Source organism: Pseudoalteromonas sp. NFXS53 (assembly GCF_056629255.1).
This window is the reverse complement of the sequence record NZ_JBWVBR010000037.1, coordinates 1-12,631: the sequence shown is the minus strand read 5'-3', so window position 1 is coordinate 12,631 and position 12,631 is coordinate 1. Positions and strand designations below refer to the sequence as shown.

Genomic DNA, 12,631 nt, shown 5'->3' with positions numbered 1-12,631 from the left:
TGCCGAACTCAGAAGTGAAACGAAACAGCGTCGATGATAGTGTGGGCTTCCCATGTGAAAGTAGAACATCGCCAGGGTCTAATTAGAGAAACCCGTTGCAGCAATGCAGCGGGTTTTTTGCGTTTAGGGTGCTAAATCGTCCTGCACGGTGATAAGGCAAAGCTCGGCGATAAAAAGACGAATTAGCGCAAGGTGAAGAGAGCAGCCTTCACAGTAGTTACTCTCTTCGTTCTGAAACACTTTTCACAGGTGTAAATAATTACACCTTCAACTCCAGCTAAACTGGTTTATTTCACCTTGCGCGAAAAGAATATAAGGGCTGCGCGCTTGTCATAAACCTTTCGCACTATACTTGCGCAAAGTAAATATATTCGCTTTGCTCGCTGTCATTAACTTTGCACTTTACTTGCACGTAATGCGTAGTCATCAACTTTACACTTAATCCTAAAAAAGCTCTGCTTCCTGATGCGATAGGTTACCTCTTAGGTCTTCAACCATCTTCGTTAGGTCTCGATTTGCGTTTGCCACAGTACGGGATACGTTGTCGCTTTGCGCCAATTTCTTATAGTTGTCAGAAATAACTTGCAGTTGAATTAATGTTTCATGAAGAGTTTCTGATATTTTTGTTTGCTCACTGGCAGAGTCTGTAACTTGCTGGTTTAGACTTTTCATTTGTTCCATTTCTTGTAGAATCTCTTTCAATGCTATTTGTGCATCTTGGCTCTTCTCTGCGTTATCAGCTGTTATTTTTATTTCATGCTGCATTGCAGCTACAGCTTGTTTTGATGTAGCTTGAAGTTCATCTATAACAGAGGTAATACTCATAGTTGATTGATGTGTTTTAGACGCAAGGCTTCGTACCTCATCAGCCACAACAGCAAAGCCTCTGCCTGCTTCTCCAGCTCTTGCTGCTTCGATTGCGGCATTGAGTGCGAGCAAGTTAGTTTGTTCTGCGATAGAACCAATCATATCGAGTACACCACTAACACTTGCAGCTTTGGATTCTAAAGATTCGATGACAATCGATGTATTTTCCACCTCTCTAACAAGTTCCTTCATGCTATTAGCTGACAGCTCCATAGTTTCTCCGCAGTTATTCGCTTTTTGTGTAACTAGGGTAGTTGATTGCAAAGCTTGTTGAGTAAGCCCTTGCAACCTTGATGCAATTTCAGATAATCCATTAATGGTACTTTCCATAGTTTGAGAGCATGCTACTTGTTCTTCTGATCCTCTGCTTATTTCATTACTAACGTGATCTATTGCTTCAAATGCATCTTCAACTTCCCCTTTTACAACAGATATGTTTGAGACAGCTTCAACAATATGATTTTTTATTTCCGTTATGGCTTGACTGAGTTGACCTACCTCATCATTGAAAGGGTAATCCATATGCAAATCATATTTCCCATTAGAGATCTCAACTGTTTTACCTATCAAGTCTCGTAGAGGTAAGATAATTGCTTTGTGTATAAAAAGTAGGATACAGACTATTGCAACTATCGCTATGCAGAATGACATTATTGGATAGACAGTCATAACAATAGATTGCTGTTGTTCTAGGTTGCTTTGGACCTTAATAAAGTGCTTAGTTACTGCGCTTCTTTTGTCTATAAGTCCTTGAGCGAAATCTCTATCAATTCCTCTTACCATCGCATCGCTTTGTTTATAGTTATTATTGAGAACAAAGCTCCTCTGAGCTTTCTCATAAGCTTTTAGCATAGATTGGTGCTGATTAATAAATCGAGTAGCCCAATCTCCTTCTTCAAAAGTTTGCAGTTGCTTTAAATCTTTCTGCACACTTTTATGAAGAGAAAGGAATTCTTGCCAATACTTTTCCTCATTTCTGAGTAGCAGGTTTTTCCATGCTTGAACTTGGCTTTTGAAAGATGACTCTGCGTTGGTAATTAGAATAATGCGTTGCTGATCTTTGTTGACTAAGGATTGGTAATCCCAAATCAAAAACTCAAGTTTTAAGATACTGAATGTACTTGCAGCTAAGATTAAAGAAATACCTAAAATTATAGGGACCGCAACCTTACTTTTTATATTCATACCACTCACCACTAGATTTGGGTTCTGAAAGTGTGAGTGACATTCTTTATTTTGTCTAATTAGTATTCAAGTTGCTTACTTTTAGCTGGTTGTAAGTCCTGAGGCTCATAACGATTAAAGTTGCAGCGATTAAGCCACTTGCCATATGGTGTATAACAAGGTGACTGACTAAAAAAGCAGGAATATCACTGAGGTCGTCAATAAATATCATTTTTCCGATAAAAGCAATGTAAACGCTGATGTGTCCGCAAAGCGCTATTTTAAACTTTTTACTGAACCTATTTACCAATAACTCTGAAAGTTTTTTGTGCATGACTTTTAAAAGTAGCAAGCCAACAAAAGCAGAAATAATGGATAACATACCCAAGCCAAGAATTGATAGTTTGATAAGAACAGCTGTGATGATATAGACGACAATTGTCATAAGTCCTCCGAATGAAGGGCTTATAATATTAAAAATTGCAGATATGTCTATCAGATGTATATGTTGATTAAAGCAGTTATTATCTTCATTAATGTATCGTTACATAAAACTGTATGATGAGACGAATGTACCGATAACATTTGTGCATTTTAGTCAGTATAATCTTGACCTCTTCAATTTTTTATTCCCAAGGAAAAGTTATGCCCGTGCAGGGGTCGTATCTATTTGTGATCTTAGTTTGGTCAACAACACCACTTGGTATTGTCTGGAGCGCCGAGACGATGCCACCAACATTAAGTGTCTTTTTACGTATGTTGATTGCTTTGGTGCTTGCCATCATCACTGTGTTTACTCTAAAAATACATGTGCCGTGGTCGAAAAAGTCCTGCCTGTTATATTTCTATTCTGCTGCTGGCATTGTGGTGGGTATGCTTTTAAGTTATTTAGCAGCTCAGACTGTGCCTTCCGGTGTGATTTCTCTCGTCTTTGGCCTTGCGCCAATAATCTCGGGTCTTTTTGCGCAAAAAATATTGTCAGAACACGCTTTTACACCCGTAAAACTAATTGCCCTATTGTTCTCAATACTCGGCTTGTTTTTAGTGTGTAAAACGCAAATCCAGCAATTGGATGTACCAGTAGAAGGGATTATCTATGTGCTCATGGCAGTAACAAGTTTTAGTTTAAGTGGCGTAATGATCAAAACAGTACCAATCGCAATCCACCCAATGGCAACAACGCTAGGAGCATTGGCATTTGTGACGCCTGTTTTTGCAATGATTTGGTTAGCAGCAGGTGGTGAGATTAATTATGAGCAATGGCAAATGAAGTCTATTTTAGCAACGGGTTACTTAGCACTTTTTGGCTCATTGTTAGGGTTCTTAGCTTATTTTCATGTGCTGCAAAAATTACCGGCAAGCACAGTTGCCCTGACGACTTTGATCACCCCTGTTTTTGCAGTAAGTCTGGGCGCGTTATTGAATGATGAAGTTTTAACGTCATCGCTTTTAATTGGCGGCACTATGATATTGCTTAGCTTATTTCTTTACCAGTTTGGCGATAAGTATATCAAACGAAATAAGCTAGAAGCGGTTGAAAAGGTCTAAACCTTCAAAAGTGTACACACGGTTTCAACACGTGTCTGAAAACAGCTAGCGATGAGTAATACGCGTTGATGCGCATTGTCTAGCTGTTCATTTACTTTTTCTTTAACTAAAAACTGACATATCGCATGTAATAGACCCGGTTCGCTTTCCTGAGACGTTTTTGACTGTATTTCAATTAGGGCTAATAGAGCAGAAAATTCATGACCTGGTAATTTGGCTAAGTTATGATTATATGCAAGGTAACAATCGATAGGGCGCATGCTTTGATGATTTTTATGCCCAAGGGCATGAGCAAGTGATTCATTTCTTTCAAATAGCATAAGAGACCTTAAAAAGTTAAACGGCCATTGTGTTTGCTGAGCGTTAGAGCAAAGCGCATGAATAACCGTGTTGCCTTGTCTGTTAGCTTGCTTATAGCCCTCAATTTCAGTGAGTGCATTCGAGAAAAATGCCAGTCGCTCTAATGTATTAATACCCGTGATCAGTCCTTCAGGAAGTGTTTCTTTTGTTGTGATTAGCTGCTTGCAAAGATCTTGAAAGAATATATTGGTCTCTTGGCTCTTGGTTGCCTGCTCGAAGCAGAACTTTAATACAAGCACGCAATCAGAGTCGCTAAGTTGGCTATAGAACTCAGGCAGTTTATCTAATTGTTGTGATTTTATATAAGAAATGAATCTCTGAAGTGTTTGGTTTTGCACTGTATTCGGGATCTTTTTTAAATTTAGTTTATAGTAGCAAATTAGAGGTTTAGTAAAAGAATAAACTGCGCCTGTTACTTCCACATTCTTTACACATTCATGGCAGAACATGATCTTGAGTCAATTTTTTGAAGTTAGAATGAAGACGCTTAGATTACCTATTCGCATAAAAATATTAATTATGCTGCTTTTAGCCAATTCGACATTGGTGTTGGCCATATTTTTGGCTAATCAGATAGCATTTGATAAAAGCTTTTCTGACTATGTTCAAAGTCAAACTAAAGCGCGTCTTGAGCCTGTTATTGAAGCTTTTCACCAAACAATGGAAACGCAACAGAATGTTGATTGGCTTGATAGAAGATCGCCACATTGGAAAAATTTAATGCGAACTTACCATCAATTAAGTGCCGCTAATGAGACCTTATCAAAAAAACGTCCAAAGCCTAGCAAAGATAAGCGTCCACCTCCTCGAGGAGAGCGAAGAGGTAGGGGACCCTCGGATAAGCTATTTTTTAAAGCGCTGGATGGTACATTATTGGTAGGTAGGCCCTCTATGGTGAAGGACGCATTTTGGTTACCTGTTTATTGGCCAGATAAAAAAGAGCAAAAGTTAGGGTATATAGGTGTTGAAAATGGCTCGATGGTAACGGGAAAGTTTGAAACACTATTTGCTAAGCAGCAGCGTCAACACTTTGTTATCATTGCTATTATTGCTTTTGTGGTGACCTTTTTACTGTCTATCCCTTTTAGTAAATATTTAGTTAGGCCAATACTTGCATTAAGGCAAAGAACAAAGAACCTCACCAGTGGGGATTACTCGTTATCAAATCAAATCATTCGCAGAGATGAATTAGGTCAGCTTGAAAGTGATATGAATTTGCTGGCAAAAACTTTGGCTGAAAATTTGACTGCCCGACAACGTTGGATAGCTGATATTTCTCACGAATTAAGAACCCCGATTGCTGTTATTAAAGCTGAAATCGAGGGCATGATTGACGGCGTCATAGAAGCAGATGAAGCGCAGCTTGATTCATTGCATGAAGAGATCATGCGACTTACCAAATTAGTTAACGATCTTCACCAGCTTTCTATGTCAGATAGGGGATCGTTGTCTTATGAAAAGTCGCAAATGGTATTGCCTGAACTCATAGAACGCAGTCTTGAAAAAAGAAAAAGTGAGCTTAGTCACTTTGATTCTCAGTTTGATTTCAGCCCCAGATGCTTCTTGTTCTGTGATGCGCATCGTATGGGACAGTTATTCGATAATTTATTGCAAAACACGTTACGCTATACCGATGCATCGCCAGAAAACAAGGGGATGTTAGACATCAAGGTGAACAGAATTGGGCAAGGGGTCCAAGTCATATGGCAAGATAGCAGCCCAGGAGTAGGGTCTGAACAGTTATCACATCTCTTTGATAGACTGTACAGAACAGACTCAGCCAGAAACCGTAAAACAGGTGGATCAGGACTTGGTTTGGCGATATGCCAGAATATTATTATGGCGCATAATGGCGAAGTTCACGCAGAGCAAAGCAAGCTTGGTGGATTAAAATTGACCATAGAATTCAAATATAAGGAAAATTAAATGGTGACTGCAGATTCGGTCCTTATTGTTGAAGATGAAGAAAAGCTGGCTGCGATTTTAGCAAAATACTTATCAGCTTCAGGCTTTGAATGTCATATCGTGACTGATGGTGGCGAAGTAATGACAGCATTCGAGCGCTATAAGCCCTGTATGGTGCTGTTAGATATCATGTTACCTAACGTTGATGGTATAACTTTGTGCAAGCAGATCAGGGCTCAAAGTCAGATACCCATCATTATGACGACAGCTAAGGTTGAAGAAATTGATAGGTTGATTGGTCTTGAAGTTGGTGCGGATGATTATGTCTGTAAGCCATATAGCCCAAGAGAAGTTGTAGCCAGAGTAAAAGCTATTATGCGTCGAGTAAATTATATTGCAGCGCAAAACCAAGAAGCTCTTCATGGCTTAGAAGTTGATGAGCAAACATTTATGGCAAGGTTCAACAACGAAAGTATTTCACTCACGCACGTTGAGTTTCTATTGCTTAAAGCCATGTATGTTCACCCAGGGCGTATTTTCAGTCGTGATAAACTAATGGATCATATTTATTCAGACGACCGGATAGTCAGCGATAGAACGGTTGATAGCCACATCAAGAAACTTCGTAAAAAATTACAGAGCATTGCACCTGAAGCAAATTTTATTCACTCGATTTATGGTGCCGGCTATAAGTTTGAGCCTACCTAAAAAGAAAAGCACCCTTGGGTGCTTTTCTTTTTAGTGCCTCTTTTTAAGATGTGCGTTTTACATCGACTTTTAGCTTTAACTTTTGCCCCGGCTGTAGATATTTTTGTCCAGATAAGTTATTCCACTCAACAATTTCTTTTACCGTTAAGTTAAACTTAGACGCAATACGGGCTAAAGAATCACCACGCCTAACCTTGTAAGTAATGGTTCGGGTAGTAGAAACTAACCCGGTAGGTTTGCTCTCTGCTTTTGTTTGATAAATCGTAAGCTTCTGGCCAAGCTTTAATACGCTGTTAGTCTTTAGTTTATTCCAGTTAGCAAGCTGCTTTACTGTAACATCATACTCTCGGCTGATATCCCACAGTGTGTCACCAGATTTCACTGTATGTGTTTTTTTAGCGCTCGTAGACTTATTCGCGGCAACTCTGACAGACTCAGGTAAGTGTTCACTATTGATTTTTCCGTCGCTTAGAGGTACAAGCAGTTTTTGGTTAACACGGATAATGTGGGTATCAAGCTTATTAAGAGATTGAATGGTTTTACTACTCGTCGAAAACTTTTTAGCAATCACAGATAGAGTGTCACCACGCTTCACTGTGTAGTATTGCCAACGCAATCTGTCTTTCACTGGTGTTTGTGCGAGTTTGTCTTTGAAGGCATCCGCTTTATCACTGGGGATCAGTAATTGGTGTGGACCGTCAGGTGCGGTTGCCCAACGGTTAAAACCTGGGTTTAAACGGTATAATTCAGTGAGGCTTAAATCAGCCATGTCAGCGGCAAGCGCTAAATCAATTTGTGAGCCGACATCGACAATCTCGACTACTTGCGCATTAATAATTGGCTTCCAAGTGACATTGAACTCTTCTTGTCGTTTTAATAGATCTGATAAAGCCAATAACTTAGGCACGTAAGCTGTCGTTTCTCTCGGTAAATCAAGCGACCAAAAATCCGTAGGTAAATGTTTCTTACGGTTCTTTCTGATGGCTTTTAAGACGCGCCCTTCACCTGAGTTGTATGCTGCAATGGCATTCAACCAATCACCTTCTAAGGTTTTATGCAGATAGCTTAAATAGTCTAAAGCTGCACGCGTTGACTGTACTATGTCTCGGCGACCGTCATACCACCAATTCTGATGTAAGTTAAAACGTTCTCCCGTTTGAGGCATAAACTGCCAGATACCCGACGCACTTCTATGCGAATAACCAAATGGGTCGAACGCACTTTCAACGATGGGAAGTAAAGCTATCTCAATCGGGATTTGACGTTTTTCTACTTCTTCAACAATAAAGTATAAATACGGCTCTGCACGCTTTGATATACGGTCTAAATATTTTTGATGGCGTTGATAATAGTTCCTCTCAGCCACAACAGGGCGGTTTTGCGGTACTGGAATTGAGAGTTGGTAACGAATACGTTCCCATACATCATCGAATACAGGAGCCGGTTCGTCTGCTTCTACCGGCTCTGTGATTGAATTAGCAAGCGCTTCACTAATATCTATAGGGCTTGCTAGGTTCTCATTAGCAACCGTATTGGTGATCTCTGATTGATCTTTTGGTGTATCAGTTAGGGTTTGACAACCTGTTAACAAAGAGAGTGTTAAAACTAAACTTGCAGACTTTTTCATAGTGATTCATATTCGAGCAAAAACCGCTCGATTCTACAGATTCTCTTGCGTTATTTAAAGTAATCACAAGGTAACTTGGTTAAAATTCATCTTTCCAAGCCCTTAAAGCAGCAAATTTTTGCCAGTTTTCATTTGTATCTTGAATTAAATGCTTAGGTAGATGCACAAGGCTATTTTCTTCAGAGGCTCTTAGAAAGGGGTTAATAGCCCGCTCTAGGCCAAAATGAGTCGGTAAACTTGGCTGATTATTATCTCGAAGCATTTTCACTTTTTCGTTATACGCTAATAAATTTGCATTGTTTGGTTCAACAGCTAAAGCAAATTTCAGGTTGGCTAGTGTGTATTCATGGGTACAGTAAATAAGCGTGTCATCGTCACATTCGGCAAACTTTTCTAAAGAATGCCACATCATTTCAGCATCACCTTCGAATAATCGGCCGCAGCCTGCATTGAACAAGGTATCACCGGTAAAGCAAAAAGCATCATTCATATAACAAATGTGATCTAAGGTATGTCCTGGGGTTGAGATGATTTTAAAGTTTGTATCAGCAACCGTTATTTCATCACTGTCATTTAATTTGTGTGAGATAACTTCAAAAGGGGAGTGAGCAGGACCATAAACAGGAGTGTTTTTGAATGCTTGAAGTAAAGCCTCAACGCCATTGGTATGATCCCAGTGATGGTGAGTGATCAGAATTCCTGCCAGCGTTGTGTCAGTTTGTTTTAAATAGTCAAATACAGGTTCTGCTTGCCCTGGGTCAACAACCCAGACTTTATTTTCTTTTTTTAACGCCCATATGTAGTTATCAGAAAAAGCTTTAATTGGATCAACTTGCACCATAAGTATTTGCTCTATAAAGTGTAGATGGGTTTAGTATAACGAGCATCAATAATGAAACCAGCATTAAGTTTTCGGTCTGGGCCAAAACCATTAACTTGGTCTGACTTTCCACACGGCGATTATATAAAAGTCGGCTTAGAGCGAAGAATGAAAGCTTGGTTACCGAGGATGTTTGGATATCATTTACTTAAACTAGGCCCATTAAGTGGCCAACTTGATACATCAAAATGTGTGATCCCTCATCAAGTAAATGTATCTCCCAATCAGTGTAAGAAAACCAGTGTGGTTGCTGAAATTGATGAACTGCCTTTTTCGGAGCACAGTGTTGATGTATGTGTGCTGGCCCACAGTTTAGAATATGAAAGTGATCCTCATCACATTTTGCGTGAAGCACATCGTACTTTAATTCCAGGTGGCTACTTGGTTATTTCAGGGTTTAACCCATTTAGCTTATGTGGATTAGCGAATTTATTGCCCTTTAGCTCACAAAAGTTGCCGTGGTCAGGGCGCTTTTTTACCCCAGCTCGGGTAAAAGATTGGTTAGATTTATTGGGGTTCGAAATAATCAGTGATGAGCGCTTTGTCTATGCATCGTTGGCTCGTGGCAGCCGTTTATCTCGTTTTGCGCCTTGGCGGCGTTTTTGTCGTCACTATTTAAAACCTATGGGCAGCTGCTATATGCTGGTAGCTCGAAAGCGGGTCGCACCTTTGACACCAATTAAACCTAAATGGCACGCAAGGCCCAAATGGGCCCCTGCAGTTAAAAATGCGGGACTCAGACAAACTCGAGACAAATCGAACTAATAACAAAACTTAAGCTGCTTGATATCCTTCATCTTCAAGCAGTTTTGAACTACCTGCAGCTTCTCTGGCCAAGTCATCTACAATTTCGTTATATTTATTGCCACTGTGACCTTTTACCCAACGCCACTCTATGTCATGTCTTTGACAGGCCTCATCGAGGCGCTTCCATAAATCAACGTTCTTTACTGGCTTTTTTGCAGAGGTAAGCCAGTTACGCTTTTTCCATCCTGCAATCCAAGACTCGATGCCTTGTTTGACATATTGACTGTCAGTATGTAATACGACTGTGCAAGGACGTTTTAGGGTTTCGAGTGCAACAATGGCGGCGAGCATCTCCATTCTATTATTGGTAGTGAGTTTATAACCCTGAGAGAGCGTTTTTTCATGACCTTGATAATGAAGATAAATGCCATACCCACCAGGTCCGGGATTGCCTAAACATGAACCATCGGTATAAATCTCTACGCTTTTTTGCACGAATTAGCCTGTTTTTATGTAGAATAAAGTGATTAGTTGCTAACAATAGCAAAGTTAACAGGCAGACGATATGTTAAAGAGACAAATAGTCCTAGATACTGAAACCACAGGTATCGATCCGAAAGCAGGACATAGGATCATTGAAATTGGGTGTGTTGAACTCATTAATCGCCGTTTAACAGGAAATAACTTTCATGTGTACATCAACCCTCAGCGTGATATTGAAGAGGAGGCAATCGATGTTCACGGTATCACCAATGAATTTTTAAGAGATAAACCGCTTTATCATCAAATAGCACAAGAGTTTTTTGATTATATAAAAGGGGCTGAGCTCATTATTCATAATGCACCGTTCGACGTCGGCTTTATGGATAACGAATTTGCGCTGTTACAGCAAGGCTACCCTAACACTCACGAGTATTGCGAAGTGTTAGATACGCTTGTGATGGCGAGAAATCTGCATCCAGGGCAGAAAAATAATCTTGATGCATTATGCCGCCGTTATGACATAGATAACGCCAAACGTACACTTCACGGCGCATTACTGGATTCAGAGATCCTTGCTGACGTTTATCTAGCAATGACGGGTGGTCAAGTAAAAATGAACTTGGCGAATAATACCGAAGACACATCGCAAACTGATAACACCAGTATTCGACGTTTGGCTGATAACCGTCCGGCACTTAAAGTTGTCAAAGCTTCTGCCGATGAAATAGTAGCGCATGAAGAAAGGCTTAAAGTCGTCAATAAAAATGGCGAGACACTTTGGGAACAAAATTAAGGTAAGTTTATATGAAGCGATTATTGTTAGTGCTGTTCTTGTTTTTCATGAATGAATGTATCGCACTCACAACAACCCCATCAATTACGTTGTTGAAGAATAATCGCAAAGTAAATGAAGTTCCTTTGTTAGATAACCGTTTCCGTATCGACCATAAAGTCGAAAAAATTACACTGCTTTTCTTTCGTAAGCCAGGCTCTCCAGCGGTTATCTTAGTTAAGCCTGATGGCAGTAAATACTATGCGCATCATGCAATGAAAGATGAAATGCTAGAGTGGTACGACGAAGCAAGTTATGACCTTATTACCATAGAAAACCCAACGCCAGGTCCTTGGCAAGTGATAGGTAGGGTGCAATCTGATAGTCGAATTATGGTGTTAGGTGACATTGAGCTTGTTGTAGAGCCTTTACCTAAGCTCATGTTTAGGGGAGAAACACTGAAAGTGACTGGTCAAGTAACGAATGATGACCAGCCTATAGATGTCGGATATTTTCGAGATGTGGTGAGTCTTATTGTTGAGTTCGTGAGTACCAACAATGATCAATATGATAATTTTGGTGCAGGCACACAAAGTGTGACCGAATTCAAAGATGATGGTCGCGAGTTTGATGAAAGGCCGATGGACGGTATTTTTACTGGAGAGTTTAAGCTCACATTCCCAGCAGGTGAATGGCAACCAGAGTTTTATATAGAAACGCCCATTCTAAAAAGAAGGGTAGTACAAGCGCCTATCGTTATTGCAGAGCCCCCATTTGAGTTTGATTTGACACTCGCCAGCAGTGCTACAGCCAGTCATGAACTGTTGATTAAGTTAGATCAAGATATCATTAAACCTGAGATGGTTATTTTTCAAGGCAAGATCTTTTATCCAAACGGTGAAGAGCAAATCTTTACAATTAACCCCGAAGCACGTCTTTACCGAAAATTGGAAGTGAGTAATTATGATTGGGGTCGTTATCAAATCGAGTTTTCTGTTTTCGGTGAAAATATCAATGGTAGGGAATTTATGGCCAAGTTGCCTATGTATAACTTTGAGATTGAAAGGCCAATTGAGAAGGTTCCCGAGTTACAAGCGCCAAAAATAAACCCTTTACTTGCTAAATTACCTCCCCCAGAACCTGAGCCTACTTTGAGCACAGGTGCTTTAATCACGATTATTGCTGTTGGTAATGTTTTTGTGATGCTTATTGGATGGTTAGCCATCAGAGTTTTTGTTCAGAATAAGCCAATTAAACTGAAAATTAAATTACCGTCATTCAAGAAAAAGCAATCGACAACAGAGCAGGATGACGACAAAGATAACGAAAATGATCCGAATGGTTCAAAAAATAACAAATCAGGTGATATTTTGAACCTTTCTATGGATGGAGACTAAAAAAGACAGTTTTTTTAAAAAAAACAGTTGACTCTAAACAGGTCGATTCGTATTATTCACGCCGCTGTCAGGGAGCAACCTGACAACAAGAATAAAGCGGAGTGGTAGTTCAGTTGGTTAGAATACCGGCCTGTCACGCCGGGGGTCGCGGGTTCGAGTCCCGTCCACTCCGC

Annotated in this window: 12 protein-coding genes and 1 tRNA gene; 7 read left to right on the top strand and 6 right to left on the bottom strand. The window is 40.0% G+C overall.

Annotated features, from left to right (window positions below; translation table 11 throughout):
- Positions 1 to 444: 444 nt before the first annotated feature.
- On the bottom strand, positions 445 to 2,052 hold the full coding sequence (locus AC1HJP_RS20985; protein ID WP_480363442.1) for a methyl-accepting chemotaxis protein: 1,608 nt from the start codon (positions 2,050 to 2,052) through the stop codon (positions 445 to 447).
- A 55-nt stretch (positions 2,053 to 2,107) separates the two neighbouring features.
- Entirely contained in the window at positions 2,108 to 2,476 is a 369-nt protein-coding gene (locus tag AC1HJP_RS20980) for a hypothetical protein (protein WP_480363441.1), read from the bottom strand.
- A 200-nt stretch (positions 2,477 to 2,676) separates the two neighbouring features.
- Here AC1HJP_RS20980 and AC1HJP_RS20975 point away from each other — a divergent pair, with 200 nt between their 5' ends.
- Positions 2,677 to 3,579, top strand: coding sequence for a DMT family transporter (locus AC1HJP_RS20975; RefSeq protein ID WP_480363440.1), 903 nt, complete (start codon positions 2,677 to 2,679; stop codon positions 3,577 to 3,579).
- On the opposite strand, the gene AC1HJP_RS20970 is transcribed toward AC1HJP_RS20975, so the two are convergent.
- Positions 3,576 to 4,277 (bottom strand): hypothetical protein, encoded by a 702-nt coding sequence (locus tag AC1HJP_RS20970; RefSeq protein WP_480363439.1) that lies wholly within the window; start codon positions 4,275 to 4,277, stop codon positions 3,576 to 3,578. The genes AC1HJP_RS20975 and AC1HJP_RS20970 overlap by 4 nt on opposite strands.
- A 139-nt stretch (positions 4,278 to 4,416) precedes the next feature.
- On the opposite strand from AC1HJP_RS20970, the gene AC1HJP_RS20965 reads away from it, so the two are divergent.
- Both AC1HJP_RS20965 and AC1HJP_RS20960 read left to right on the top strand, forming a co-directional pair.
- Positions 4,417 to 5,865 carry an ATP-binding protein gene (locus AC1HJP_RS20965; RefSeq protein WP_480363438.1) on the top strand — a complete coding sequence of 483 codons (1,449 nt, stop codon included), beginning with the start codon at positions 4,417 to 4,419 and terminating at the stop codon, positions 5,863 to 5,865.
- Positions 5,866 to 6,552, top strand: a complete 687-nt coding sequence (locus tag AC1HJP_RS20960; RefSeq protein WP_480363437.1) for a response regulator — start codon at positions 5,866 to 5,868, stop codon at positions 6,550 to 6,552. It begins immediately after the preceding gene.
- A 43-nt stretch (positions 6,553 to 6,595) separates the two neighbouring features.
- Here AC1HJP_RS20960 and AC1HJP_RS20955 read toward each other — a convergent pair whose 3' ends face one another.
- Entirely contained in the window at positions 6,596 to 8,179 is a 1,584-nt protein-coding gene (locus tag AC1HJP_RS20955) for a lytic transglycosylase (protein WP_480363436.1), read from the bottom strand.
- A gap of 79 nt (positions 8,180 to 8,258) precedes the next feature.
- The gene (gene gloB / locus AC1HJP_RS20950; protein WP_480363435.1) at positions 8,259 to 9,020 is read right to left on the bottom strand and encodes a hydroxyacylglutathione hydrolase; all 762 of its coding nucleotides are present in this window, start codon (positions 9,018 to 9,020) and stop codon (positions 8,259 to 8,261) included.
- A 51-nt stretch (positions 9,021 to 9,071) separates the two neighbouring features.
- Here gloB and AC1HJP_RS20945 point away from each other — a divergent pair, with 51 nt between their 5' ends.
- Complete coding sequence (locus AC1HJP_RS20945) at positions 9,072 to 9,824, top strand: class I SAM-dependent methyltransferase (RefSeq protein ID WP_480363434.1); 753 nt, start codon at positions 9,072 to 9,074, stop codon at positions 9,822 to 9,824.
- Between the two features lie 9 nt (positions 9,825 to 9,833).
- On the opposite strand, the gene rnhA is transcribed toward AC1HJP_RS20945, so the two are convergent.
- Entirely contained in the window at positions 9,834 to 10,301 is a 468-nt protein-coding gene (gene rnhA, locus AC1HJP_RS20940; RefSeq protein WP_480363433.1) for a ribonuclease HI, read from the bottom strand.
- A 70-nt stretch (positions 10,302 to 10,371) separates the two neighbouring features.
- Between rnhA and dnaQ the strand changes: the two genes are divergently transcribed.
- From dnaQ to AC1HJP_RS20925, 3 genes are all read left to right on the top strand, one after another.
- The gene (gene dnaQ / locus AC1HJP_RS20935) at positions 10,372 to 11,082 is read left to right on the top strand and encodes a DNA polymerase III subunit epsilon (RefSeq protein WP_480363432.1); all 711 of its coding nucleotides are present in this window, start codon (positions 10,372 to 10,374) and stop codon (positions 11,080 to 11,082) included.
- Between the two features lie 11 nt (positions 11,083 to 11,093).
- Complete coding sequence (locus AC1HJP_RS20930; protein ID WP_480363431.1) at positions 11,094 to 12,458, top strand: TIGR03503 family protein; 1,365 nt, start codon at positions 11,094 to 11,096, stop codon at positions 12,456 to 12,458.
- Positions 12,459 to 12,556: 98 nt separating this feature from the next.
- Positions 12,557 to 12,630 (top strand) — tRNA-Asp (locus tag AC1HJP_RS20925).
- Position 12,631 lies beyond the last annotated feature (1 nt).